General features: G+C 48.3%; 32 protein-coding genes. 30 read left to right on the top strand and 2 right to left on the bottom strand.

The features are described from left to right. The first annotated feature begins 9 nt into the window (after nt 1-9). On the top strand, nt 10-633 hold the full coding sequence (udk, locus tag AC58QD_RS02695) for a uridine kinase (protein WP_497329715.1): 624 nt from the start codon (nt 10-12) through the stop codon (nt 631-633). Between the two features lie 44 nt (nt 634-677). Beyond that, entirely contained in the window at nt 678-1,157 is a 480-nt protein-coding gene (locus tag AC58QD_RS02690) for a hypothetical protein (RefSeq protein ID WP_497329713.1), read from the top strand. Between the two features lie 66 nt (nt 1,158-1,223). On the opposite strand, the gene AC58QD_RS02685 is transcribed toward AC58QD_RS02690, so the two are convergent. Next, nucleotides 1,224-1,823, bottom strand: coding sequence for a biotin transporter BioY (locus AC58QD_RS02685; RefSeq protein WP_497329711.1), 600 nt, complete (start codon nt 1,821-1,823; stop codon nt 1,224-1,226). A gap of 97 nt (nt 1,824-1,920) precedes the next feature. Between AC58QD_RS02685 and AC58QD_RS02680 the strand changes: the two genes are divergently transcribed. From AC58QD_RS02680 to coaD, 17 genes are all read left to right on the top strand, one after another. Then, a complete protein-coding gene (locus tag AC58QD_RS02680; RefSeq protein ID WP_497329709.1) occupies nt 1,921-2,787 on the top strand; it encodes an ATP-binding cassette domain-containing protein in 867 nt (288 codons plus the stop codon). Next, a complete protein-coding gene (locus tag AC58QD_RS02675) occupies nt 2,780-4,582 on the top strand; it encodes an ATP-binding cassette domain-containing protein (protein ID WP_497329707.1) in 1,803 nt (600 codons plus the stop codon). Before AC58QD_RS02680 ends, AC58QD_RS02675 begins: the two co-directional genes overlap by 8 nt. Before the next feature lie 34 nt (nt 4,583-4,616). Continuing rightward, a complete protein-coding gene (locus AC58QD_RS02670) occupies nt 4,617-5,195 on the top strand; it encodes a histidine phosphatase family protein (RefSeq protein WP_497329705.1) in 579 nt (192 codons plus the stop codon). Nucleotides 5,196-5,202: 7 nt separating this feature from the next. Further along, on the top strand, nt 5,203-5,631 hold the full coding sequence (locus tag AC58QD_RS02665) for a hypothetical protein (protein WP_497329703.1): 429 nt from the start codon (nt 5,203-5,205) through the stop codon (nt 5,629-5,631). Between the two features lie 130 nt (nt 5,632-5,761). Further along, the gene (gene nikR / locus AC58QD_RS02660) at nt 5,762-6,226 is read left to right on the top strand and encodes a nickel-responsive transcriptional regulator NikR (protein WP_497329701.1); all 465 of its coding nucleotides are present in this window, start codon (nt 5,762-5,764) and stop codon (nt 6,224-6,226) included. 169 nt (nt 6,227-6,395) lie between these two features. Continuing rightward, entirely contained in the window at nt 6,396-7,994 is a 1,599-nt protein-coding gene (locus AC58QD_RS02655) for an ABC transporter substrate-binding protein (protein ID WP_497329699.1), read from the top strand. Nucleotides 7,995-8,013: 19 nt separating this feature from the next. After that, a complete protein-coding gene (locus AC58QD_RS02650) occupies nt 8,014-9,006 on the top strand; it encodes an ABC transporter permease (protein ID WP_497329697.1) in 993 nt (330 codons plus the stop codon). Next, nucleotides 9,003-9,866 carry an ABC transporter permease gene (locus AC58QD_RS02645; protein WP_497329695.1) on the top strand — a complete coding sequence of 288 codons (864 nt, stop codon included), beginning with the start codon at nt 9,003-9,005 and terminating at the stop codon, nt 9,864-9,866. Before AC58QD_RS02650 ends, AC58QD_RS02645 begins: the two co-directional genes overlap by 4 nt. 37 nt (nt 9,867-9,903) lie before the next feature. Next, entirely contained in the window at nt 9,904-10,827 is a 924-nt protein-coding gene (locus tag AC58QD_RS02640; protein WP_497329693.1) for an ABC transporter ATP-binding protein, read from the top strand. Next, a complete protein-coding gene (locus AC58QD_RS02635) occupies nt 10,817-11,413 on the top strand; it encodes an ABC transporter ATP-binding protein (protein WP_497329691.1) in 597 nt (198 codons plus the stop codon). The genes AC58QD_RS02640 and AC58QD_RS02635 overlap by 11 nt, the downstream gene beginning before the upstream one ends. A 97-nt stretch (nt 11,414-11,510) precedes the next feature. Further along, on the top strand, nt 11,511-12,005 hold the full coding sequence (locus AC58QD_RS02630; protein WP_497329689.1) for a DinB family protein: 495 nt from the start codon (nt 11,511-11,513) through the stop codon (nt 12,003-12,005). Between the two features lie 48 nt (nt 12,006-12,053). Beyond that, nucleotides 12,054-12,239 carry a DUF6954 family protein gene (locus AC58QD_RS02625; protein WP_497329687.1) on the top strand — a complete coding sequence of 62 codons (186 nt, stop codon included), beginning with the start codon at nt 12,054-12,056 and terminating at the stop codon, nt 12,237-12,239. Between the two features lie 83 nt (nt 12,240-12,322). Next, the gene (locus tag AC58QD_RS02620; protein WP_497329685.1) at nt 12,323-12,976 is read left to right on the top strand and encodes an HAD family hydrolase; all 654 of its coding nucleotides are present in this window, start codon (nt 12,323-12,325) and stop codon (nt 12,974-12,976) included. A gap of 24 nt (nt 12,977-13,000) precedes the next feature. Further along, a complete protein-coding gene (locus tag AC58QD_RS02615) occupies nt 13,001-13,792 on the top strand; it encodes a PhzF family phenazine biosynthesis protein (RefSeq protein WP_497329683.1) in 792 nt (263 codons plus the stop codon). Between the two features lie 39 nt (nt 13,793-13,831). Beyond that, nucleotides 13,832-14,494 (top strand): HAD family hydrolase, encoded by a 663-nt coding sequence (locus tag AC58QD_RS02610; protein WP_497329681.1) that lies wholly within the window; start codon nt 13,832-13,834, stop codon nt 14,492-14,494. Between the two features lie 268 nt (nt 14,495-14,762). Continuing rightward, nucleotides 14,763-15,347, top strand: coding sequence for a 16S rRNA (guanine(966)-N(2))-methyltransferase RsmD (gene rsmD, locus AC58QD_RS02605; RefSeq protein WP_497329679.1), 585 nt, complete (start codon nt 14,763-14,765; stop codon nt 15,345-15,347). Next, complete coding sequence (gene coaD, locus AC58QD_RS02600; RefSeq protein ID WP_497329677.1) at nt 15,328-15,840, top strand: pantetheine-phosphate adenylyltransferase; 513 nt, start codon at nt 15,328-15,330, stop codon at nt 15,838-15,840. Before rsmD ends, coaD begins: the two co-directional genes overlap by 20 nt. 18 nt (nt 15,841-15,858) lie before the next feature. On the opposite strand, the gene AC58QD_RS02595 is transcribed toward coaD, so the two are convergent. Next, nucleotides 15,859-17,172 carry a nucleoside recognition domain-containing protein gene (locus AC58QD_RS02595; protein WP_497329675.1) on the bottom strand — a complete coding sequence of 438 codons (1,314 nt, stop codon included), beginning with the start codon at nt 17,170-17,172 and terminating at the stop codon, nt 15,859-15,861. A 102-nt stretch (nt 17,173-17,274) separates the two neighbouring features. Between AC58QD_RS02595 and AC58QD_RS02590 the strand changes: the two genes are divergently transcribed. From AC58QD_RS02590 to rnc, 11 genes are all read left to right on the top strand, one after another. Next, nucleotides 17,275-18,453, top strand: coding sequence for a YlbL family protein (locus AC58QD_RS02590; protein ID WP_497329672.1), 1,179 nt, complete (start codon nt 17,275-17,277; stop codon nt 18,451-18,453). 97 nt (nt 18,454-18,550) lie between these two features. Further along, on the top strand, nt 18,551-19,066 hold the full coding sequence (locus AC58QD_RS02585; protein WP_497329670.1) for a YceD family protein: 516 nt from the start codon (nt 18,551-18,553) through the stop codon (nt 19,064-19,066). A 23-nt stretch (nt 19,067-19,089) separates the two neighbouring features. Beyond that, complete coding sequence (gene rpmF, locus AC58QD_RS02580) at nt 19,090-19,263, top strand: 50S ribosomal protein L32 (RefSeq protein ID WP_497329668.1); 174 nt, start codon at nt 19,090-19,092, stop codon at nt 19,261-19,263. A gap of 190 nt (nt 19,264-19,453) precedes the next feature. Then, nucleotides 19,454-20,029 carry a transcription factor FapR gene (gene fapR / locus AC58QD_RS02575; RefSeq protein WP_497329666.1) on the top strand — a complete coding sequence of 192 codons (576 nt, stop codon included), beginning with the start codon at nt 19,454-19,456 and terminating at the stop codon, nt 20,027-20,029. A gap of 4 nt (nt 20,030-20,033) precedes the next feature. Continuing rightward, nucleotides 20,034-21,041, top strand: a complete 1,008-nt coding sequence (gene plsX / locus AC58QD_RS02570) for a phosphate acyltransferase PlsX (protein ID WP_497329664.1) — start codon at nt 20,034-20,036, stop codon at nt 21,039-21,041. After that, complete coding sequence (locus tag AC58QD_RS02565; RefSeq protein WP_497329662.1) at nt 21,038-22,024, top strand: beta-ketoacyl-ACP synthase III; 987 nt, start codon at nt 21,038-21,040, stop codon at nt 22,022-22,024. Before plsX ends, AC58QD_RS02565 begins: the two co-directional genes overlap by 4 nt. 42 nt (nt 22,025-22,066) lie before the next feature. Beyond that, nucleotides 22,067-23,002 carry an ACP S-malonyltransferase gene (fabD, locus tag AC58QD_RS02560; protein WP_497329660.1) on the top strand — a complete coding sequence of 312 codons (936 nt, stop codon included), beginning with the start codon at nt 22,067-22,069 and terminating at the stop codon, nt 23,000-23,002. A gap of 51 nt (nt 23,003-23,053) precedes the next feature. Continuing rightward, nucleotides 23,054-23,812: a 3-oxoacyl-[acyl-carrier-protein] reductase gene (fabG, locus tag AC58QD_RS02555; protein WP_497329658.1), complete on the top strand. Its 759-nt coding sequence runs from the start codon at nt 23,054-23,056 to the stop codon at nt 23,810-23,812. A 94-nt stretch (nt 23,813-23,906) separates the two neighbouring features. Next, nucleotides 23,907-24,140 (top strand): acyl carrier protein, encoded by a 234-nt coding sequence (locus AC58QD_RS02550; protein WP_497329656.1) that lies wholly within the window; start codon nt 23,907-23,909, stop codon nt 24,138-24,140. A gap of 207 nt (nt 24,141-24,347) precedes the next feature. Next, on the top strand, nt 24,348-25,586 hold the full coding sequence (gene fabF / locus AC58QD_RS02545; RefSeq protein ID WP_497329654.1) for a beta-ketoacyl-ACP synthase II: 1,239 nt from the start codon (nt 24,348-24,350) through the stop codon (nt 25,584-25,586). Nucleotides 25,587-25,647: 61 nt separating this feature from the next. After that, the gene (gene rnc / locus AC58QD_RS02540; RefSeq protein WP_497330070.1) at nt 25,648-26,331 is read left to right on the top strand and encodes a ribonuclease III; all 684 of its coding nucleotides are present in this window, start codon (nt 25,648-25,650) and stop codon (nt 26,329-26,331) included. Nucleotides 26,332-26,334: the final 3 nt, after the last annotated feature.

The following is a 26,334-nucleotide window of genomic DNA, read 5'->3' as shown; positions in this document are numbered from 1 at the left end:
GCACCTAAGATGCTGATTATCGGAATTGCAGGCGGCACAGGGTCAGGTAAAACAACTGTTGCAGAACGCCTCGTAAATGAGCTTGGGACGGAAAGTGTAGTGTTATTATCTCAGGACTCTTACTATATGGACAATCGTAATCTGACCATGGAGGAACGGGAACTAATTAATTATGACCATCCTGAATCCGTTGACAGTGGTTTGCTTTTACAACAGCTGCGTCAGCTTAGAGCAGGGATGTCGATAGACATGCCCGAATACGATTTCTCCACGCATAGCCGCAAAGATAAAACGGTCAAGGTCGAGCCCAAGTCAGTTATCGTATTAGAGGGAATTTTATTATTCGCAGACCCTAATATCCGCAATGAGCTTGACATAAAAGTATTCGTCGATACGGATGCAGATGTCCGCGTCCTTCGTAGACTCATGAGGGATATGCAGGAGCGGGGGCGTTCTGTAGAATCCGTATTTACACAGTATTTGGAGACGGTTAAGCCTATGCATGATGCTTTTGTAGAGCCTTCCAAACGATTCGCGGACATTATTATTCCAGAGGGCGGTCGTAATGAAATAGCCATAGGCGTTCTTACGTCTCGCATCCAGTTCTATTTGGTCAGAGGAAGCCAAGAGTAATCCTGAGAGTATAGTTTCCACCAAAGCATTTAGGAGGCAGCACAATGACAGAGTCATGGACTACGATGCGGCAAGTACCCCAAGATATGCTGCAGGAACGGATCGAAACGATAAAGCCGCTCCGTGGCGATAGTAATGAACTATATGAGATTGTAAAGGATAAGGAAACCGGGGACCATTATTTGCATTATGCGTATAAGCATCTTCATGTTAGCGATGGATCGGAAGAGAATTTTCATCAATTGCTCCCGCTAGACAGCGATGATGTGTTAGGTATTATGTTTAGTGAACAGAACTACTCCTATCCGGATCATTGGAAAAATGCTTTTCTACGTAATGGTCCTGACAATGCTTATGTATGGTTCGATCCGAGTGATATTCGTGAGGAAGCGGACAAAGAGGCAAAAGCTGCAGAGATGGTCGAGATGCTCCGCCAGTTCAAAGCATCTGGTCAAACTGACAGTGAATCCGTTCAAAGGCTATTGGATCAAATTGATCTGAAATTGAAGGATGGAGAGGAATAGCAGGTAGGACAGTGGTTGGATTGCTGGCAAGCCCCTATCAGGGGCCTGCAGCAACAAAACAACACTTTATTGATCCAATCGTATAACGTTGTTAGAATTAGAGGTTAACACTCCGGTAGGGTAGTAAACCCGCAGTTGACGGATGACAAATGCAGCTACTAACGCTTTTGCAGCATCTCCTGGCAAGAAAGGGTAACAGCCTAATGCTAGAGCCTTTTGAAACGTTAAATCAGCCGCGTGTGACAACCATGGAACGCCTGTTACATATAAAAGCAAGGAACCAAATACCTCTAATACAAGAAACATCAGTGCAAATGATCCCCAACCGTTCCCTTTGATCTTGGATATAAAATATCCAATCAATAACGCAGAGAACGGGTAAGCCCAGACAAACCCCCCGCTTGATCCTAAAATTAATGTAACTCCACCTACACCATGAATCAGAGGTAATCCGAGAGCGGCAAGACCAATAACCGTACCGATACTTAGAAATCCATATCTGGCTCCCAAAAGACCGCCTGTCAGCATAATTGCAAAATTAGACAAGCTGATCGGAACCGGTGTGAAGCCAAGTGGAATGTTCAGAAAGCTGAACGCCACCAGAAGCGCACCGAATAATGCGCTGTATGTAATCCCTCTAACGTTCCATGCAGATGAATGTACCATTGCCAAGTCTCCTTTTATTTGTTAACCTATTTTGTGTGTGGTGGTTAACAATTCGCATTGTAGCATACATAAGTCAGACTGACTAGAGGGAGATTCGATGAATTTAAACGCTTATACGCTGGAACGGATCTCGGTTGCCTACACTAGCCATGGACATCTTATTAAAGTGTTGGACGATATTTCTCTTGTCCTAAATCGAGGAGAATGGATATCCATTGTAGGCAAGAATGGAAGCGGGAAGAGCACTATTGCAAAGGTATTAGCCCGGCTATTACCCGTGTCTTCTGGGGGCATTAAACCAGGCTGGACTGATCGAGATGAGTTTTCTGAGCAGCCCGGCAACAAAAAGATCCGAATGGTTATGCAGAATCCAGAGTCGCAATTTATCGGTGAAACGGTTGAGGAGGATTTGGTATACATCCTTGAGTTAATCGACGTTCCTACCGAAGACAGAGAGTCTGTTCTTTGTCATGCGCTTGAAGCAGTTGGCTTGCAAAGCGAGCGCTCGCATCCGATTGCCGAGCTGTCAGGAGGACAGAAGCAAGCACTGGCCATTGCGGGTTGTATAGCAGCTGGAGCTGAACTTATCATATTCGATGAAGCAAGTTCAATGCTGGATCCGCAAGCCCGCGAGAGGCTGCTGCACACTGCTCGAGCCTTACACGAACAAGGGGTAACGATTGTATGGATTACACATGCGATGGAAGAGCTCGTTTATGCAGATCGTGCTGTCGCTATTGCCCAAGGACGGATTGTGTATGATGGTAGTATAAAAAGCTTCCTGTACCCCGTTAAGCAAGAGGTTGATCAGGAAGAGTCTATTTGTGAGCAGTTGGGTTTCACACCTCCATTTGCCGTCCAAGCTGCGCGAGAGCTAATGGGGCAAGGCGTAAGTTTGCCTGAGCTTCCGCTTACTTGTGAGGAGCTCTTCGAGCTGTTGGAGGTGAAGCTATCCATTGCATAACCAGACAATCGTGTTAAAAAATGTGAGTGTCTTTGGGAGGCGACTGGCAGCTAAGCTCGATGGCAGTGGAATTGAGCGAACCGGTGATCTCAAGGAGCAGAAGCTATTTTACGATAAACGTCTCGATTTTATTTCATGTTCGATTCAACCAGGTAAAGTGACTCTGCTGATTGGACCAAACGGATCAGGCAAATCGACCCTTTTGGACCTCCTTGGCGGTTTGATCCGTCCGGATGAGGGAACGATTCACAAAGGTGTGGATTCAACGGCTATCGGGATGGTGTTCCAATTTCCTGAGCAGCAGTTGTTCGCGCGCTCTGTGCAGGGCGAATTCGATTATTCGCTGCGCCCATTGCGGTGGTCGAAGCAGCAAGCTGCGGAGCATACGGCGAAGGCGCTGCAAGAGGTTGGCCTGCCGGCGGGAGCGCTCGCGCGGCACCCGTTCGCGTTAAGCGGCGGCCAGCAGCGCCGCGTTGCCCTTGCAACTACGCTAGCGGCTGCGCCTGCGTGGTTGCTGCTGGACGAAGCGTCAGCCGGGCTGGACGCTGAGGGCACACGCCGCTTTGCCGAGCAATTGCGGCGGTGGGCGCGGCAGGAAGGTCGCGGTATCGTGCTTGCTACGCACGATCTCGAGACCTTCCTGCCGCTGGCGGACGAGGTGATCCTCCTCGTCCAAGGGCGTCTCGCGGCGGCTATGAGCCGCGAGCAGCTTGTGGCTGCGCCTGCCGTGCTGCGGCAGGCGGGCTTGGTGCTGCCCGACAGCATGCGGGCAGCACAGTGGCTGCGGTCGCGCGTTGGCGCGACCGAGGGGTTGCCCGGCGACGCAGGTGCCGGGGAGGCGTTGACGCCGGCGCGTTTCGCGGCGGCGGTCAGCCGCAGGCTGCAGAGCGGCGAAGCGGCAGCCGCCGTGCTTGCTCCTTTGGCCGCTACGAATGCCGATGCAGCCGGCGTGCGCGCTCCTTCAGCCTATGCTGAACGGCCGCCTGCTCACCTAATCTCAACAGAACAAGCGGCAGCCTCCTCGCTAGCACATCCAGTCTCCATCCCAATTCCGCTTCCAGATCCAAGACACAAGCCCGATCCGAGATCAGCATGGGTGTTCTGTACGCTGGTAGCATTGGGGATGCTGCTGCAAAACAGTCTACTGGGACTATTATTATCCGCGGTGATTACAATGGTATCGATCGCTGGTTCGCACGTATCGTTCAAGACCGTGTGGAAAGCCGTACTTCCTTTCGTATGGCTGACAAGTGTGACTGTGATATTGGCGGGTATCGAATTTATCGGATTCTCTGTATCTGAAGCCGCGGATACATTGCGAGCGATGCTGCGATTTCTGTTCATGATGGCGATAGGGTTCTTGCTTCCGCTGCAGTACAGTCCCTTAGCTTTGAAGAAAGCTCTCGAACAAAGCTTAGCAAAGGCTGCTCGTTGGAAAGTGCCTGTGGAAGCTCTGGCCTTGTATGTGTCCATGCTGATGCGTTTCGTTCCGCTGATCAGGGGGGAATGGCTGCGCTTTGCACGTATTGCGTATGCTAGGGGACGGCGCAGATCGAAGCCTGGAGCTGTTGATATAAGGGACTTGCCAGCCATCGCAATACCGATGCTGCTTTCGTTGCTTCGAATGGCTGAGGTGACCGCATCGGCCATGGAAATGCGCGGCTATCAATCCGCGTCTAACCGTATCCGCAGCAAACCATCCGAACGATTCAGCCGGGGCGATTTTATCCTCATGTTATTGGGAGTTACATTCTTCCTATTGCTGCTTGCTGCTCGTATAATAGGGGTAGGATAGATCAGGCAGATAAAGAGAACAGGAGAGGGTAACAATGACCGTACTAGGATTGGTTCGACATGGGATCACAGATTGGAACATCGAAAGACGAGCGCAAGGACATACAGATATTCCGTTGAACGCTGAGGGCAGGAAACAAGCGGAGAGACTTGCCAGGCGCCTCAGCAGTGAGAATTGGGATATCATCTATTCCAGTGATCTGGGTAGAGCTAGAGATACAGCTCAGGCGATTGCGAGTATTAAGAACATCCCGGTTTTAACAGATCCACTGCTGCGTGAGATTAATTTGGGCCAGATAGAAGGCATGACAGAAGAAGAAATAGTCGCAAAATGGGGCCCGAAGTGGCGGGAGCTGGATCTTGATATGGAGTCAAGGGATGCGCTTGGTCTACGCGGCGTCTCCGCTCTAACCCGAATTTCTGAGCAACACCCGGATCTAAGGATTCTGATAGTCAGTCACGGAGGTTTTATCGGGACTACATTAAAACGTATGATTCCTCATCTGGAAACTTTGGAACTGCTTCATAATACTTCTCTCACTATTCTCAAAAAGCAGTCAGAAGGCTGGGATTGTGAATTATATAACTGCACGAACCATCTGTTAGAGGAATAGTTGCCTTATGAAGAAGCAACCATTTTATCTTGTAATATTGCTAAGCCTAGTTTTAATTATTTTGTTTATTACCCTAAAGGGAGAGAAAGGGACTACTTTTCCGGAGGCATTAAAAGCAGAAGGAATCCCATTCCAAGAAACTGCTGCAGGCAGTGATACATCGTTCAACGGTAAGACCCCAAAGGTCTATAAGATTGGTTTACAGGAAGAAGTCCGAGTATACCAATACGAATCGAAAGAGCAACGAGAAAAAGGCTATCAAGCCTACTATCAACGTCAAATGATACGAAGTTCATACCCTCCCTTAGTGTTTGAGAGTGGTAATTATCTGGTTCTATATTACAGTCGTACCCAATCGCCAACCGTACCTACTCCTGTCTCGGATACACGATATGGAAAGCAGATTTCAAAAGCTGTGGAGCAGATGGCGGAATGACGGAGCGGGCCTTCTTGACTGACTTACACTGACAACTGATTTGCATACGACTCATACATAACTAAGGCGTTTATTATAAGGACGGATTATGTTACACTTTCCTCAATCATGAAACAGGTTGGGTGAGTCTATGGCAGAGAAGGAAGAGTTAACCCGATTCGGTGTATCGTTTCCCGTTCCGTTAATCGAGCAATTTGATCAATATATGGTGGAACAGGGATATACGAACCGTTCAGAGGCGATTAGAGATCTGGTGCGACGCACACTGTTGGAACCGTCCAGGGTGCAGTCCGAGCAGCTCGTGGCAGGTACGATCGTTATGGTGTTCGATCATCATGTAAGCGATCTTCCCTTACTTTTGATGGAGCTGCAGCACGAGTTTCATCACGATATTATTTCGAATATGCACGTTCATTTGAACCACGATCAATGCCTGGAAGTCATAGCAGTCCGTGGGAAGATGGGAAGGCTCAGAACCCTCCAACAGAAAATTCAGGTGCAAAAAGGAGTGCATTATGCTGAGCTCTCGGTAACTTTTATTGAGGAGCATAGCTCAGACCATAGTCATACCTCCGATCATCATCATCATCCTTGATAGATAACCATTAACAACGCAATTCTAGTAACCCTTCCTTGCGAGCTTATTCGCTTTTGGAGGGTTTTTGCTTTTGAAAAGAATAGTGATAACTTCGATGGATTGTGCTACAATTCTAGCGAATCGTGACACGGATGGAAGTTAAAGAATGGAAAATGGAGTGAGACCCATGAGAATACGAGTGGTAAAAAAAGCACTTATGGTTTGTATAGCGGCAAGCTTACTGCTTACAGGCTGCACGTCAAATGCTAAACCAAGCGAAAGCACGCCTCGAGATCGATTAATGCTAGCTGTGGGCGCAGAGCCAGAAGCTGGATTCGACCCGACAACTGGTTGGGGACGATACGGTTCTCCGTTGTTCCAGAGCACGTTGCTCAAACGCGACAGCCAGCTAAAGATTCAGAACGATTTGGCTGAAAGCTATTCAGTGAGTGCGGATGGAAAAGTCTGGACCGTAAAACTCCGTCAGGATGCCAAATTTTCTGATGGCAAGCCGCTAACCTCTGAAGATGTACGGTTTACATTCGAAACCGCTGCTAATAACGGATCTGTCGTAGATTTATCAAATATGCAGAGCGTTAAGGCACTGGATCCATACACGCTTGCTTTTACTCTTAAGGAAGCGCAGTCCACATTTATCGGTCAACTCGTGACGACTGGCATAGTCCCCAAGCACGCATACGGCAAAGGTTATGCAGAGAAGCCAATTGGCTCTGGACCGTTCAAGCTGGTTCAATGGGATAAAGGGCAGCAAATTATTGTAGAGGCTAATCCTGAATATTATGGGAGGAAGCCGCAATTTACAAGAATAACTTTCCTGTTCTTAAGCGAGGACGCTTCATATGCTGCCGCCAAGGCTGGACAAGTGGATGTGGCCTACATCCCGTCTGCGTTCAGCAAACAATCGGTATCAGGCATGCGGATTGAAGCGCTAAAGACCGTAGATAATCGAGGCATGTCGTTTCCTTATGTGAAATCTGGGGCTAAGACCAAGGAGGGATACCCGATCGGCAATGATGTAACAGCGGATCCCGCCATTCGAAAAGCGATTAACATAGCGTTAGATCGACAGGCCTTGGTTAAAGGAGTATTGGAAGGTTACGGCTCGCCTGCCTACAGTGCGGTAGACGGACTGCCTTGGTGGAATCCGCAAACGAAGTTTGAAGATGCCAATCCAGCGCAAGCCCGCAAACTATTGGAAGCTGCCGGATGGCAAGACAAAGATGGAGACGGTGTTGTGGAAAAGGGTGCGCTCAAAGGCCAATTCACATTAATATATCCTTCTGGAGATGTGACCAGACAATCCTTATCGCTAGCCGTTGCAGATATGATCAAACCGATCGGGATCAAGATTGCCGTAGAGGGAAAGAGCTGGGATGACATAACGGGCCTTATGCATTCGAATGCAGTTATGTTTGGTTGGGGCAGCCACGATCCGCTAGAACTCTATACGATCTACAGCAGTAAATATAAAGGTGTGGATTATTACAATCCTAACTTTTACAGCAATCCCAAAGTGGACGAATGGATGGACAAGGCACTCAAGTCCACAACAGAAGAAGCGGCTTGGGATAATTGGAAAAAAGCTCTGTGGGACGGCGCTTCCGGGGTCGCCTTTCAGGGTGATGCGCCTTGGGCCTGGTTAGTGAACATCGATCACTTGTACTTGGTGAAGGACAAGCTGGATATAGGCAAGCAACCCATTCATCCTCATGGCCATGGTTGGCCGATAACGGATAACATCGAAGAGTGGAGCTGGAATAACTAGTAGAGAGGAAGGAAGTGCAATGAACCGCAATAGGTGGTTAGTTTTTATTGGATGGAAAAGCGTGCGGTTACTGACCCTCTTAATTGCAATCAGTATTCTTTCCTTCTGGTTAGTGAATTTCTCACCCATTGATCCGATTCAGGCTTATGTTGGGGCAGACATGCTTAGAGTAAGCCCTGAGCAGAGGATGGATATCGCGGCATATTGGGGTTTGAATGATCCCCCTTTCGAGAGAATGCTGAGATGGGGCTCGGCACTGCTTCATGGAGATTTGGGAACGTCCATGATCTATAGACTCCCTGTTGCGGATGTTATCCGTGAGCGCTTTCTCAGCTCGCTAGCCTTGATGGGGGTATCCTGGTTGCTGTCAGGGATAATAGGATTCTCACTAGGTGTAGTAGCGGCGATGCGGAGAGGAACATGGGCAGATCGCATAATCAAATCGTACTGCTATTTGTTAGCGTCTACACCTACATTCTGGTTAGCTCTGCTGCTCCTGCTTCTATTTGCCGTTTGGCTAGGATGGTTCCCCGTGGGGCTTGGCGTACCAGCAGGGCTTCTGCGCGAAGAAATAACGATGGCCGACCGCATACAGCATCTCATCTTGCCGGCTCTCACTTTGAGTGTAATCGGGGTTTCTACAATTGCGCTGCACACTCGTCAGAAGCTGATTGATGTGCTGGACAGCGACTTTATCTTATTCGCTAGAGCACGCGGGGAGCGTGGACTGCAGCTGTTCTGGAGACATGGAATACGTAATGTTGCTTTGCCGGCACTGACGTTACAGTTCGCTTCTTTCGGTGAACTATTCGGCGGGGCTGTATTAGCGGAGCAGGTGTTTTCTTATCCCGGATTAGGTCAAGCTACTGTAGATGCGGGGTTAAGAGGCGACGTCCCATTGTTATTAGGACTTGTGCTATTCAGTGCATTATTCGTTTTCTCAGGCAATCTGATAGCAGATTTGTTGTATAGAGTCGTTGATCCGAGAATGAAGGAGGAGACAACTCTATGATGAAGCGCCGCCATAAGACAATTCATTCTCTCCTGCCATTCTTGATAATCAACCGTCGACAGGCTGCGGTTATAGCTAGTGTTGTTGCAGGGATTATCGTGATTACACCATGGATCGCAGCTATGTTTCTAGATGATTCAGCTATTATCACTAATCTGGAGGATCGTAATTTATCACCTGCCTTTACTCATTTGTTCGGTACAGATTGGCTGGGGAGAGACATGTTCGCCCGAACAATGAAAGGTTTAGCTTTGAGTGTGCAGGTAGGGCTGCTCGCCGCAGCGTGCAGTTGTCTCATTGCCGCCATAATGGGCATGCTGTCAGCAGCCGGCAAGACTGCTGACCGAATCGTATCCTGGTTAATAGACCTGTTCCTAAGCGTCCCTCATCTGGTTTCACTGATATTGATTGCCTTTGCTTTTGGCGGAGGGGTGAAGGGCATAGTTGTCGGAATTGCTCTTACCCACTGGCCCAGTCTGGCACGGTTAATTAGGGCGGAGGTACTGCAGCTTAAACATGCGGAGTATGTGTTATTGTCCAGACAGCTTGGCAAGTCACGTTGGTGGATCGCAACTCGTCATATGCTGCCTCACTTGCTGCCGCAGCTGTTAGTGGGGTTATTGCTTTTATTCCCACATGCCATATTGCACGAAGCTGCTGTTACGTTTCTCGGGTTAGGGTTGTCGCCGCATCAGCCGGCCATTGGGATTATTTTATCGGAGTCTATGCGGTATTTATCAACGGGTATGTGGTGGTTAGCCTTCTTTCCAGGATTATGCCTGCTCATTGTGGTTAGGTCGTTTGATGTAATGGGGGAGAACCTGCGAAGATTTACAGATCCAAGGCGGGCACAGGAATAGATTTGAGCTCGAAACGTTAGTTAGGAGGTGGGATACAATGCCTTTATTAGAAGTTCATGATTTGCGTGTGTCATTTGAGCGATACAGGAATGGCTTGCAACAGCATAAGATGGAGACATTGCACGGCATTGAGCTTACCCTGGAAAAGGGAGAGATTGTTGCGGTCATCGGCTCCAGCGGATCGGGCAAAAGCTTGCTCGCACATGCGTTGTTAGGGATTCTTCCAAGTAATGCTGTTGTTAGCGGAAGCGTGTTTTACAAGGATATGCCCTTGACAGCGGATAGACTCACACACCTGCGAGGTAATGAAATTACACTCATCCCTCAATCGGTAAATTATCTGGATCCCTTAATGCGTGTAGGAGATCAGGTTCGAATAACTGCGAGCAGCCGCAATCCCTTGACACAAGTGAAACAAGCATTCCAACAGTTAGGTTTGGCTGAGGAGGTATATCAGCACTATCCTCATCAATTGTCGGGTGGGATGGCTCGACGCGTGCTTCTCTCTACTGCAACGGTTAGCGACGTACAGCTCATCATAGCAGATGAACCGACTCCAGGACTGCATGCTGAGATTGTTAGTGAAACACTGAGTCAGTTCGAAGAGCTCGCCGCTAACGGGACCTCAATCCTGATGATTACCCATGATATAGAATCTGCCTTGCGTATTGCGGATCGCATAGCTGTTCTCTACGCCGGGACTATTGTAGAAATTGCTCCTGCCGCTGATTTTACAGACAAGGGGGAAAGGCTGCGGCATCCGTATACTCGAGCATTATGGCGCGCTTTACCCCAGAATGATTTCGTGCCTATTCCAGGTTCTCAACCTTTATCGGATCATTTACCCGGCGGCTGCTTGTTCGCGCCTCGTTGCGCATTGGCCACTCCTGATTGTGACATAGACCGACCTGCGGTGCGTGAAGTTCGAGCAGGGCTAGTGAGGTGCATTCATGCTTCTTGAGGGGCGCAATCTGGGATTCAAGTATACAAAGGATGATTGGGTATTCCGAGGATATGATATTACGATCCAGGAAGGGGAACTAGTAGGACTTGTCGGTCCGAGCGGTTGCGGGAAAACGACATTGGGCCGTGTATTAGCCGGTTACGACCAACCCGATGAAGGAATGGTCGCCATTAAGGGTGGAAGCTCTTCAAAGACGAGCTGCAATCCTGTGCAGCTTGTGTTACAGCATCCAGAGAAAGCCGTCAATCCTCGGTGGAGAATGCGGCGAATTGTAAATGAAGGCTGGGTTCCAGAGACAGAATTGCTGCGAGATCTGGGGATTGAAGAAGCTTGGATGGATCGGTGGCCGAATGAATGTTCAGGTGGCGAACTGCAGCGATTCTGCGTAGCTCGTGCTCTTGGGCCTCATACACGCTTTTTGATTGCGGATGAGATGACCACTATGCTGGATGCCGTTACTCAAGCCCACATCTGGCATGCGATGCTGAACCGGGTGCGCCGTGATAAGCTGGGAATGCTGGTAATCAGCCACGACATGCATCTGGTCAATCGAATATGTGATCGCGTCATTCACTGGTCGTAAGCAACGGCTTCAAAAATGTACTAATCTTTAGTATACTGAAGAAGAACGTATGTTTGGCGAAGCGTTCAGCGGCATGCTTTTTTAAGCAGAAGAGAGGATGAGCGATTTGAACAATCCAGCAGAGCAATCAAACATGACAGTGAGACAGGGGTTACTGCAGCAATTTGAAGCTTGGATCGGTTTCGTTCGGACACTAGAGCAAGATGAGGTGAAGTGGAATACGAGTCTCGGAGACGGTAGATGGTCGGTTCGTGAAGTAGTCAGCCATATTGCGCTCTGGGACAAATACTTTTTGGAGGAAGCCATCGGGAAGATTCAGCTTGGTGAACCTCTGACTGTGAGACATCTGGATTATGATGCATTTAATGAGAATGCCAAACAACACGGAAAGCTCACACAAACGGATTTACTTGCTGATCAAGCTATCACTTATAGGACAAGAATACTAGAGTTAATCGATACATTCTCAGAGGTTGAATTCAACGGGGAATACACCGATGCGGACGGGCATCCCTTCACAGTCGTACGTTATTTAAAAGATTTCATCTGGCACGATAATCATCATCTCGAGCAGATGAAGCCCATATTGTAGTATAGAGTAGACTCATTAGGACTAATTGACAATAGGAGAGTGGGAACGATGAAGGCAATCGTCATCATTTTATTCGCGCTATGTTATGCGTTAGTCACTTTTTTCGGAGTAGGACCGGTCCTTTTTGCGGACGGCAGCTTTAATGAGCGGATGATCACTTTGCTTGTTGTTATACTGATTTATGTCGTCCTTACGATTGCTTTCCGTTGGATCTGGAACCGTATGACACGATGATCTGATGCAGTTAGCCCACTATGGCCCCTCTTCAGCTAAGTACCTCTCTTTCAACAAACTACCCTATTCATAGGAAGGTAAATATGAAACATACAACGATACTCTTTGACTTTGACGGGACTTTGGCGGATACGCTTCCTGTCTGTTTTCATTCCCTGCGGGAAGTATTCCGCTCTTACGATGGAGTTGAGCTTGATAATGCCGGCATTATCGCCTTATTCGGGCCTACAGAGCCGGATATCATCCGAATTCATTTGAAGCAGAAGCATCAAGCGGAACAGGCCGTGGAACAATTCTTTCAGCTTTATAACAATCATCATCAACAATTGGTGCAGGCTTCTCCAGCCATCCATGATATGATTGTTGCACTCAAACAAGCCTCCTATCGCTTAGGGGTCGTAACAGGTAAAGGAAGTCATAGCTTGGCGATCTCTCTGAGGCATCTTGGAATGGAAGGGTTATTCGATGTTGAAATAAGCGGGGATGATGTTCAAAATCCTAAGCCGCATCCGGAAGGTGTGCTGCTAGCGATGAGTCGATTAAATGCAACCCCGAAAGAGACGATGTTTTTAGGGGATAGTATAGCAGATATCCGTGCAGGCAAAGGTGCGGGTGTTCTAACCGCTGCCGTACAGTGGTTCGAACATGTTCAGACCCGGGACTTTGAAGTTACACCAGATCTGTTGTTCACACACCCTTCTCAAGTAACGGATTACCTGAAAACGGATAAAGGGTAAATGAAAATCCTGGAGGAATGTCAGATGGAAATATACATAGTGGATGCATTTACGAAAGAACCTTTCAGAGGGAATCCCGCAGCGGTTTGTATCCTGAACGAGCCTCGAGATGACGTCTGGATGCAGGCCGTCGCGGCAGAATTGAACTTGTCGGAAACTGCTTTTTTGAATATGGAGCAGGGCGGGGGCTTCCGCTTAAGGTGGTTTACTCCGCTTGCAGAAGTGGATTTGTGCGGTCATGCGACGTTGGCAAGCGCACATGTGCTATGGGAAACAGGCTGCTTGGACACATGGCAGCAAGCACGGTTCCAGACACGAAGTGGAATTCTGACTGCAGACAAGAATGGTGACTGGATTAAGATGAACTTCCCTTCCGAGCCTGCTAAAGAGGTGACGGAATGGGTCCCATTGCTGGAACATGCATTAGGTGTTACACCGATATATATAGGTCGGAATCGGATGGATGTATTGGTGGAGTTGCAATCGGAAGAAGTTCTCCGTCAATTGCAGCCTGACTTTGAGCGTTTGAAGCAGCTGCCTGTAAGAGGAGTAATTGTAACCGCGGGATCTGCAGAGAATGGGTATGATTTTATTTCCAGATGTTTTTACCCCGCATTAGGAGTAAATGAAGATCCAGTAACGGGCTCAGCGCATTGCTGTTTAGCCCCATATTGGGGATCCAAAAGCAATCGAACCTCGTTTCGAGCTTATCAAGCCTCGAAGAGAGGCGGCGAACTTCTTCTCCAATGGGAAGGAGACAGGGTCATTCTGGCCGGACAAGCCGTTACCGTGATGCGTAACAGCCTTCTTTTCTAAATCGGGAAATCATGCATTTGATACTATGGGGTGTTAGTAGTGGCAAAGATAGGGACAGCTAAGTACAAAGGCATTATATTTGATATGGACAATACCATTCTCCGGTCGCGAATTGATTTCCCGAGTATGAAGGCGGATGTGTTTGATTTGCTAATCCAGCAAAACATCCTGGATCGGCAATTTCCTCTCCATGAGCACACCGTTGCAACTTTGCTGCAAGCTTGTAAAGCCACTGGGGTTTTATCGGAAACTGTAGAGAAGCTGATGTGGGACCGCGTTGCTGCATGGGAACGGGCAGGTATGCAGGATGCTGGTCTGGAGTCTGGTGCGACTGACTTGCTGGATGCTCTGACCAATCAATATCGTCTTGTGATACTGACCAATAATGCTAGACAAGCAGCTATAGAAGCGCTTGAACACACCGGGGTGACCCACTATTTTGATCGTATTCTCGGTAGAGAACAGATGGATGCTTTGAAGCCATCACCTTCAGGAATCCACAACATTATGAGCTATTACCCCAAAATTGAGCGCCAAGAATGGCTATCCGTTGGTGATGCATGGATCGATGGAAAAGCGGCGCAGGAGGCAGGCGTTGATTTTCTCGGCTATTGCACCAAAGAAGAGGAGTTTATTCGGAGAGGGATTCCTTCTATTGGAAGGCTGCATACATTGATGGACTTGCTAGTTCATCTTGAATAGAAAAAAACCGCACAGCACAAGGCTTTGCGGAGGGAATGTTTTGGTACCCGCTTGCGCAGGTACCTCATGGGAGAGGAGAAACCGGACGAAGAGCTTATGGGGAAACGTAAGTCTTCTCCGCGGTTGTCTACGACACTATTCATGTCGATAAATCCATTTTTGACAGAATTCGTATCATTTATACATTCCTCTTCACAAATTTTGTGAACCAATCACCCAATATGTTACGATAACTACAGAACTATGCAATGGAACGAGGGAGTACAGGGTGAGAGTTGTATCAGGCAGTGCCAAAGGAAGAACCCTAAAGGCCGTTCCGGGAATGGGGACGCGTCCGACGACAGACAAAGTAAAAGAAGCGATCTTCAGCATGATCGGGCCTTACTTCGACGGCGGGGCAGTTTTAGATTTATTTGCTGGAACGGGCGGATTGGGAATTGAAGCGTTAAGCCGCGGTATGGATCATGCTGTATTCGTGGATGCAGACAGGCGCAGTGTAGAGATCGTCAAACATAACCTGCAAGTTACCCGACTGGCTGAGCAAGCTGAGGTTTATGTGAATGACGCGCAAAGAGCTTTGAAAGCGATGGTTAAGCGAGATGTGCGATTCCGCCTTGTTTTCTTGGATCCTCCTTATAAGCTGCGTACGATAGAGCAGATTATTTCCATGCTTCAGACTTTGCAACTGGTGGAGGAGGATGCCACGATCGTAGTGGAACATGAAACTAGTTATGACTGCGAAGAACGAATCGGATTCGCTGAATGTTTCCGCAGGGTACAATATGGGGATACCGCAGTGTCGATCTATACATTGCAGAAGGGAGCTGAAGAACATGAGTCTGATCAATCATGACTTTACAGTCGCAGTATGTCCGGGCAGCTTCGATCCTGTCACTAACGGACATCTCGACATTATTAGCAGGGCAGCGGATATCTTCGATAAAGTAATCGTGACCATAGCCAATAATAGCTCGAAAACACCGCTGTTTTCTGTAGAGGAGCGGAAGCAGCTATTAACTGAAGTGACGTCACACTTGCCAAATGTGGAGGTGGACAGCTTCAGCGGACTTTTGATTACCTATATTAGTAAGAAGCAAGCAAACGTCATTATTAAGGGTCTCCGAGCAGTCTCAGACTTCGAATATGAGATGCAGATGGCATCCATTAATCACAAATTAAACGATAAGATCGAAACTTTTTTCATGATGACGAATCCCAAGTTCTCTTACTTAAGTTCGAGTATCGTTAAGGAAATAGCACGGTACGATGGCCCGATTGCTGATCTCGTTCCTGATGCTGTAGAGTCGGCCATAAAAGCTAAATTAAAAGCGAACAAGCCCATCTAACTCTATGTTTGCACTCGATTAATGCAGTCGTTTGCTGCGTAATACGCTAATAAGACTGGATAACATTATGTAAGCAGCTACCAAGAGTGCGAATTGGCCCAATCTTTCAGGCACGGCTTGCCAACCGGCAGCTGCTTCCACCATGGAATTTAGGCCGCCGTTGTATATCGGAGCGAGGAAAGGTTTGAAGCTTGGCTCTATACGCGGGATTAATGTCTGTATCGGCTTCCATAAAAGGAAGGTAAGCAAGAAAGCCAGACTCCCGTGCAGCAGCCTGTGCAGCAAGAAGGGCATATAGCGCAAGTCGGTTTGGCGCACGATACTCTGTACCTGTAGATGTTGGGAGATTCCGCTCCATCCGAGGGCAAATCCGATAAAAGCAGCTTTCCATAAGAGCGCCGATGCTCCAAGCTCCAATTGGCTGAAGGAATAGGCTCCCAGATGAATTTCAAGGATAGCGGGTGCCCAGTTCGGTGAAGCGGGTCCTTGGAATCCGAAGCTTTCAACGAGAGCTAGCATGATTTGATCCATAACTGGGGTTACTAAGGATAATTGGAGAACATGCAGCATAACGGAGAACATCATTATGCAGCCGCCGATTATGAGCAAGGTCTGGATTGAGTTCTGCACGGCATCGCCGAGCAGCTTTCCGAATGAGCGTCCGTCATCGAGACGGGCTTCATGCATTTCCCGAATGAAGCGTACGCCTATAAACGGTTTACGGGCCTTTGCACGTTTATGTGATAACGGTATCTCAACTGTATCAGGCGTTTTGGATATTGCATGATCGTCGCCCCGGTCTTTATTCAACAGTCGCATTAGGAATGCTGCACAGAGCGCCGAAATATAGTGAACAACAGCTATCAGAGTTCCCGTTGCAGGATGATGCAGGAATCCTGCTCCTACGACACTTAAGATGAGAAATGGACTGCTCATGTGTGAAATTGCCAACAGCCGCTCCCCTTGCTGTCGACTGATCGCGCCTTCACTGCGGAGCTTGCCAGTAATGTGTGCTCCTGCGGGTCCGCCTGCCAAGCTTCCCATAGCAATAGCCCAACCGCTTGCGCCCGGGAGGCGAAACACTAGACGCATCAGCGGATCAAGCAGTACACCAAGTCCGCGAACCAAACCGAATCCGACTAGAAGCTCAGACAGGATGAGAAACGGAAGCAGCGCTGGGAATACGATATTCCACCACAAAGATAGTCCCTGAAGCGATGATCGAAATGCCCGATCTGGAAATAATAAAATGCATAAAACGAATAAGGCTATAAGTATGGCGAGTATTATTGTAAAGGCCTTGTTCTTCGAATGTAATTTGCCGTGTAACATTAGGCCATCTCCTCTAAGTAACAGGTGGTACAAGTTTACGCGCCGATCCGGACATTTAGACCAAGCTATGAGGTGCGGATTCATACGGAGGGGAGACAAACAGTGAACGAAGACAACCATTTTCACAAAGATTCATTCGATCAACGTCGCTTAATTCGCAAGCGGAACAAAGGGCTGCGCGGTTTCCTGCTATCGTTTGTCATCACATTTGCCGTGCTGTATTTTCTCCTTTTCGTTCCAGTCCCGTATTATATTTATAAGCCGGGTACTGCGGAGAGTGTGAAACCAATGGTCCAAGTCGCAGAGCCTGATCCGGAAGAACGCGGAGCTTTCATGCTGACAACGGTCAGTTTGATTCCCAGAACGAATGTGCTTAGCTACTTATTTGCACAATGGGATCCGAATGCAGATGTGCAGCGAAAGCAAGACGTATTGAAAGGGCAATCCGAGCAGCAATTCATGCAACGTCAAGAGATCGTAATGCTTGAGTCTCAGAGCAGTGCGATCCAAGCTGCTTACAAGAAAGCGAATATTCCCTTCGAGGTTAAGAATATTGGAGCCTATATTACGGAAGTAAGAGAGGGGCTGCCTGCGGCGGCTGTACTTAAGCCTGGCGATATCATAGTTAAGGTTGGTGGAAGGCCTGCAACTGGAATTAAAGATCTTCAGGCTGCCCTGACAAACAAAAAAGTAGGCGACTCCGTCGAGATTGGTGTCAAACGAGGTACAGAGGAGCTTGCTTTTGAGATTGTATTGGCCGATGTAGCAGCTGCAGCGACCCCTGCTGCAAGTCCTGCTGGACCGGGACAGGACAATCCATCAGGAACACCTCCCAAAGCAGGCATTGGGATCACGACCGCTGATCTGCGATCGATTGTCCCGGATCAGGACAGTAAGAAAGTGCAAATTCAAGCTGGGGAGATTGGTGGACCTTCTGCGGGTCTTATGTTTGCTCTAGAGATATACAATCAGTTGACACAAGGTGATTTGTCCAAAGGATACCGGATTGCAGGAACAGGCACGATCGATGCGGCAGGGAATGTGTGCTCGATTGGGGGAATCGGACATAAGGTTGTGGCTTCCGATCGAGAAGGGATCGATGTGTTTTTTGCTCCCAAAGACAGGAGTGCAGGAGAGTGCGGTCTTCCAGTTCCGGTGGCAAATGCTACTGATGCCAAGAAGAAGGCGGATCAAATCGAAACGCCAATGAAGGTCATTTCTGTAGGCTCCTTAGAGGAAGCTTTGAATTACTTGGCTGGATTACCGAATAAATCCTCTTGACTAATGTACAGGTGAATGATGAATGACAAGTACAAAAGGTTGACAAAACAGTCAGTTCCCCGATATAATAATCTTTGTTTGTTTGGAGTGGATGAGTATGATTCTTAATGTCCGTGACTTGCGTGCTAAGAACAACCGAATGGAATTGACGGGACAGATCGAACTTCCTTCTCTTGCGAAGGGTCGCAAAGATATTGTTCGTGCCGAACCGTTGCAAGTAACGCTTCAAGCCGTTGCTGACGAAGAATTCGTCAAGGTTACAGGATCGTTAGCATTGCCGGTCGAGCTTGTCTGTTCACGTTGCTTGACATCGTATAACCATTCACTGGAACTACCCTTTCGGGAAACGTTCGTTCAAGATGCCGAACAGGTGGACGAGGATGATGAGCATATGCATCTCGCGGTTCATGAGCGAGTGGACTTATTGCCTTACATCGAAGAAACGGTGGAATTGGGGCTTCCGTATGTGCCGCTTTGCAAGGAAGACTGTAAGGGACTTGACCCTGAGACGGGCTTGAACCTGAATGTCCATCCTGCTCAGCCTGCGGCGGATCGAATTGACCCCCGTCTGGAAGTGCTCGCCCAATTTTTTGAGAAACAGAAGAAACAGTAGATTTGGTTAAGGAGGTGGGAATCATGGCAGTTCCTTTTAGAAAAATATCGAAAACCCGCCGCGACAAGCGCCGTACTCACTTTAAGCTGGTAGTACCAGGTATGGTGAAATGTGAGAACTGTGGAGAACTGAAGTTAGCTCACCACGTCTGCAAAACTTGCGGAACTTACAAGGGTAGAGAGATTGTACAACAGTAACAATTTCTTGCAAGGAAGCACTTCATTTAGGTGAGGTGCTTTTTGTTTGCCATAAATATTCGTTTGGGCTTTTCTTTTTCTGAAGAATTGTAATATACTAATTTAGTACCAGGTAACAAAGGTTGATTCTACATATCGTTAATTCATTCAGGTATTCTATACTATTAAGGGGGTGGCCGCCATCGAACGGATGCCAAAACGTCAACGCCAGCAGCAGTTGGCTCGAGAAATCGAGGACAATCCTTTTGTCACCGACGAGGAGCTTACCCGCAAGTTCAAGGTTAGCATTCAGACCGTTCGGTTGGACCGCTTGGAGCTAGGAATACCTGAGCTACGCGAACGTATGAAATTGATGGCCGAGCAATCGTACGATCAGGTAAAGTCACTGGCCCTGCATGAAGTAATTGGTGACATTATAGATCTGCAGCTCGATAAAAGCGGGATATCTATATTCGAAATTCGTGAAGAGCATGTATTCTCGCGGACGCAGATTGCCCGTGGTCACCATATTTTCTCGCAGGCTAATTCGTTGGCAATAGCAGTCATCAATAATGAAAAGGCTTTGACAGCATCCGCTGATATTCGCTTTATTCGAGAAGTCCGGTTGTCTGAGAAATGTATTGCCAAAGCATATGTGCGATCCATTTCCGGGCAAAAGGGGAAGGCTAAGGTAGAAGTATTTACCTATGTGGGAGAAGAGATGGTGTTTCAGGGTAATTTCTTGATTTACCGCTTCGCCAAAGAAATGACGGAAGAAGGGGAGTGATCGCATGCGAGTTGCGATTGATGCCATGGGAGGCGATCACGCTCCGAATGTGATCGTGGAGGGCGCGCTTGCTGCAGCTGCCGAATGGAAAGATACAAGTATCATCCTAGTAGGGGATCAGCAGCGGATAGAAGCTGCTTTTGGCTCCAGAGCCATTCCTGGTAACATTAAGATTCACCATGCATCAGACTCCATTGCGCCGGATGAGGAGCCTGTGAAGGCGGTTCGCCGCAAGAAAGATGCTTCGATGGTCGTAGCCGGACGTCTGGTACGTGAGGGCGAAGCCGATGCGATGATCTCGGCAGGCAATACAGGTGCTTTAATGACTACCGGACTCTTGATTGTCGGACGTATTAAAGGCATTGATCGACCTGCCCTTGCGCCGATGATCCCTACGATGGACGGTAAAGGCGTGCTTGCTCTGGACCTGGGTGCCAATATGGATGCAACACCCGATAATCTGTTGCAATATGCGATTATGGGGAGTCTATATCGGAATAAGGTTCACGGAATTGATAAGCCGAGGGTTGCATTGCTTAATGTGGGCACAGAAGCCATGAAGGGCAATGAGCTAACGAAACATGCTTATCCGCTGCTTGCGCAGGCTCCGATTCATTTTGTGGGCAATGTAGAGGCAAGAGATGTGCTGCATGCTGAGTGCGATGTGCTTGTATGCGATGGGTTCGTAGGTAATATTTTGTTGAAATCACTAGAGGGCGCAGCGGGCGCAATATTCTCAGCGCTGAAGACGGAATTCACCCGTTCGTTCATCACTAAGCTTGCTGCTTCTATCCTGAAGCCGGGGTTATCCCAGTTCAAGAAGAAACTGGATTATACCGAGCATGGCGGTGCGCCGCTGCTTGGAATCAATGGGCTTGTGCTCAAAAGCCATGGCTCATCGGATGCGAATGCGATCAAGAACGCGGTTAGACAGGCCAGAATCGCGGTTAAGAGTGATCTGGTGCATGCAATATCGACTGAAATTAGCGGGAAGCGAGATGGGGAAGAATGATTGGACAACCAGTTGGCATATGGGGGACAGGGATGTATGTCCCTGAACGAATCCTTGGCAACGCGGAACTTGAGAAGATGGTGGATACGAATGATGAATGGATCGTGTCTCGCACAGGTATCAAGGAACGCAGAATCGCTTCAGCGGAGGAAGCATCATCAGATTTGGCCTATCATGCTTCGCTAGAGGCACTAAGCAACGCAGGGATAACAGCGGATCAGCTGGATCTGATTATTGTAGCAACGATTACGCCTGACATGGCGTTTCCAGCTACCGCTTGCATCTTGCAGGAGAAGCTCGGCGCCAAGCGCGCAGCGGCATTTGATTTATCAGCAGCTTGCTCAGGCTTCATCTATGGATTAGCGAATGCGTCTAATTTTATTGCCACAGGCATGTACAAGCACGTACTCGTTGTAGGTGCAGAATGTTTGTCCAAGATTACAGACTATACCGATCGTAATACATGTATCCTGTTCGGTGATGGAGCTGGAGCGGTTGTGCTTGGGCCGGTTAGCGAAGGCAGAGGATTCCGCTCATTCGAATTGGGAGCTGATGGAACTGGTGGGCCGCTGCTTACGGCATGCGGAGGCGGATCACGCAATCCGATGAGTCAGTCAGTTCTCGACAATAAGATGCAATATATTTACATGGCGGGTAAAGAAGTGTTCAAATTCGCAGTCAAAATTATGGGCAGTGCAGCAGAAGAAGCGCTTCGCAAGGCGAATCTGGACAAAACAGATATCGATCTGCTCATCCCGCATCAAGCCAACTACCGAATCATTCAGTCCTCCCTTGAAAGATTGGAGCTTCCTGAAGACAAGTGTATGGTGAATTTACACAAGTACGGGAATATGTCTGCCGCATCCATTCCGGTTGCACTCGCAGAAGCTGCTCGAGAAGGCCGTATGAAGGAAGGCGATACCCTTCTGTTAGTAGGCTTTGGCGGCGGGCTGACATGGGGTGCTTCTGTACTTGTCTGGTAAGTTCATATTGATTCCACTTGGAAGAAAAGGAGAGTGGTTGCAGTGGGTAAGATAGCTTTTGTATTTCCTGGCCAAGGCGCTCAATCTGTTGGAATGGGGCAAGATGTGTATGAGAAGCATCCGGAGGCTAAGCGTATTTTCGATCAAGCCGATAAAGTCCTCGGATTTTCATTAACCTCAACCATCTTTCAAGGACCTGAATCCGAGCTGAAAAAAACGATTCATACACAGCCTGCACTGCTGACAACGAGCGTGGCCTTGTATGAAGTCTTCAAGAAACTAGACGTTCGGGCTGATTATGTGGCAGGACATAGCTTAGGTGAATATAGCGCATTGGTTGTTGCAGGAGTCCTGTCGTTGGAAGACGCGGTTCGTACTGTTCGTGCTCGCGGGGAGTTCATGGAGCAGGCTGTGCCTGGCGGTACAGGAGCCATGGCTGCTGTGCTAGGTGCAGATCGGACTCCGTTAGATGAGCTATGTCACGCGATTACGGCTTCAGGAGCTGCCGTTGAGATGGCCAATGTCAATTGCCCTGGGCAAATTGTTGTGTCAGGATCGGCAGCAGGTGTGGCCGCGATCGTCGAACGCGGGAAGGAAGCTGGCGCGAAGCGCGTCATACCGCTCGAAGTGAGCGGCCCATTCCACTCCTCCTTGATGAAACCCGCGGCAGATCGTCTGGCAGACATGCTAGAGGGCATTTCGATGGAGGCAGCAAAGATTCCTGTCGTAGCAAATGTAACCGCAAGGCCTGTGGAAGCCGCAGATGATATTCGCCGTTTATTGGTAGAGCAAGTATGCGCGCCAGTGCTCTGGGAGGACAGCGTGGTCTGGTTAATCGAGCAAGGTGTCGATACGTTTATCGAGATTGGTTCCGGCAATGTGTTGTCAGGATTAATCAAAAAGATTGATAAATCCGTTCGCATCTACACGCTTAATAGTGATGAAGCCATCGAGCGGTTCGCTGCCGAATACCAGTAGTTCATGCTTACGATGTTCAAATGCTGTGCAATTGTCTAAGGAGGTGCCACATTGAGTACGCCATATCAGAATCTGCAAGGCAAGATAGCGCTAGTTACTGGCGCATCACGAGGGATTGGCCGAGCAATAGCTATATCTCTGGCTGAGGCAGGCGCGGATGTAGCTGTTAATTACGCTGGCAGTGAAAAAGCAGCCGATGAAGTAGTTGCCATCATTGAAGGATTAGGGCGTCGCGCCTTTAAGGTACAAGCAGACGTATCTTCTTCCGCACAAGTGGAGGAGATGGTTAAGACTGTGCTGGCTCGCTTCGAGCGTCTGGATATTCTTGTTAACAATGCAGGGATTACACGCGATAATTTAATTATGCGCATGAAAGAAGAAGAGTTTGACCAAGTTATTAATACGAACTTGAAAGGCGTTTTCAATTGTATTAAGGCCGTTACTCGCCCTATGATGAAGCAGCGTTCTGGTCGTATAATTAACATTTCTTCGGTAGTTGGGGTGCTCGGAAATGCAGGGCAAGCCAACTATGTTGCAGCCAAAGCTGGCGTTATTGGACTTACTAAGTCCACCGCTAGAGAATTAGCATCTCGGAATATCACGGTTAATGCTGTTGCCCCTGGTTATATCGAAACCGATATGACAGATAAACTGTCACAGGAAATGCAGCAGCAGCTTCTGCAGCAAATTCCGCTTAGCCGCTTAGGACAGCCGGATGACATTGCGAAGGTTGTTCGTTTTCTGGCATCAGACGATTCTGTTTATATGACGGGTCAGACGCTGCACGTTGACGGCGGCATGTACATGTAATTCCTTACCTTCAAGTACTATATAGTTCCTTAGAAGGTCAGGTCTGGCAATTTGTCAGTAATTCTCGTATAATACCAAAGAGGAGGTGAACCGGATGTCCGATGTTTTAGATCGTGTAAAGCGGATTGTAATTGATCGCCTAGGGGTTGAAGAAAGCGAAGTAACCCTCGAAGCATCTTTTAAAGATGATTTAGGTGCTGATTCTCTTGATGTTGTTGAGTTGGTAATGGAATTGGAAGATGAGTTTGACTTGGAAATTTCAGACGAAGATGCCGAGAAAATTACCTCCGTGGGAGAAGTAGTGGAATACATAAAGTCTCATACCTAGATCACATCCACAAGAGTGATTTTCGTAAACCATGAGAACTTTTGTTAAGTCCCGTTGATCCTAAACGGGACTTAACTCCATTATGCGCTAGTGCTAGCAGCACGATTATCATTCCAGTTCGCATCATTGAACATTTCAACAAAATTACGCACTGAGCATGTGCGATGAACTATATAACCAGATTTCCTGTCGAAGAGGTGGAAGAAAATGAAACGCAGAGTCGTGATAACGGGGATGGGCGTAGTAACTTCTCTCGGCCATGATCTGGATACATTTTGGAATAATTTGATGGCCGGGAAATCCGGAGTGTCACTAGTCGAAGCATTTGATGTAAGCGAATACCCAACGCGTATTGCCGCTTCAGTAAAAGATTTCAATCCGGATGACTTCGTAGATCGTAAAGAATCCCGCAAGATGGATCGATTTGTACAATTTGCTGTAGCCTCCAGTGCTCTCGCATTGAAGGATGCCAATTTGTCGATTAAGAACGATATGGACCCGGAGCGTGCCGGGGTTTATGTAGGCTCCGGTATTGGTGGATTAGGAACTTGGGAGGACCAGCATAATGTGTTGTTGGAGAAGGGACCCAAACGCGTGAGTCCTTTCTTTATCCCGATGATGATCGCCAATATGGCGTCTGGACAAATCTCCATGCAAACCGGTGCTAAGGGACCGAACAGCACAGCGGTTACGGCTTGCGCAACAGGAACTCATTCTATTGGCGATTCCTACAAGCTGATCCAACGCGGTGATGCAGATGTTATGATATGCGGCGGCGCAGAAGCAACGATTCGACCTACCGGTATGGCAGGTTTCTGTGCACTAAGAGCGATGTCAACGCGCAATGACGAGCCAGAGAAAGCTAGTCGTCCGTTCGATACGGGGCGAGACGGATTCGTAATGGGAGAAGGCTCGGGTATTCTAATCCTTGAGGAGCTTGAGCACGCTGTGAATCGCGGAGCTCGAATCTATGCAGAGATTATCGGCTATGGAATGAGCGGCGACGCCTACCACATGACAGATCCGGACCCGCAAGGTGCAGCGCGTTGCATGGTAAAAGCTCTGAAGGATGCAGGAATTGCCCCTGAAGATGTAGATTATATTAATGCGCATGGTACTTCTACTCCTGTTGGGGACCGCTCGGAAACAACAGCGATAAAGACGGCTTTCGGTGACCATGCTTATAAGCTGGCCATAAGTTCAACGAAGTCGATGACAGGCCATTTGCTTGGTGCTGCCGGCGGGGTTGAAGCTGTAATTGTTGGCCTTACTCTATCAAATGGACGTATTGCTCCTACGATTAACTTAGACAATCAGGATCCGGAATGTGATCTGGATTATGTGCCGAATGTACCTCGGGATGCGGATGTTAAGGTCGCCATGTCGAATTCGTTCGGCTTCGGCGGACACAATGCAACCATCGTGTTGAAGAAGTATGAGGCATAAAGATTCGCCGAATGTCAGAACCTAGATGGAACAAGATTAGGCGGTGAATCGGTTGAGTGATATGCAGCAGCTTCAAGACTTGTTAGGCATTCGTTTCCAGAAGATATCTTTGCTTAAACAAGCTTTTACCCATTCCTCCTACGTAAATGAGCAACGATCCATGAATCTGGGAGATAATGAGCGGTTGGAATATTTGGGTGATGCTGTCCTGGAGCTTAGTGTGTCTGAGTTTTTATTCAATATGTACCCTTCGCGGTCTGAGGGGGAATTGACCAAGCTGCGTGCTTCCATCGTTTGTGAACCTTCACTGATGGGTTTTGCAGAGAAATTAAACTTCGGTAAGTATATGTATTTGGGTAAAGGCGAGGACCTCACAGGCGGTAGAACACGACCTGCAATGTTAGCGGATGTGTTCGAAGCCTTCATCGGTGCTTTATATTTGGATCAAGGCCTGGAAGCCGTTCGGGCTTTCTTGCAGAGGCATGTATTTATTACCTTGCAGGATGATGCCAAGCTCCAGGTGCTGGATTATAAAACACAACTACAGGAGCATACCCAGCATCATGGGATGGGCTCCCTGGAATATCGGATTATCGACGAACAAGGCCCTGCTCATGAGCGGCAATTCATCTCAGAAGTCAGAATGGACGGTGCCGTTCTTGGCGAAGGGACAGGACGTTCGAAGAAAGAAGCCGAACAGCAAGCCGCCGCGCAAGCGCTGAAATCCTTAAAAGTAACGATGTGAGTA

The organism is Paenibacillus sp. J2R1T-4, assembly GCF_059692235.1.
This window is presented reverse-complemented; position numbering and strand designations above follow the sequence as displayed.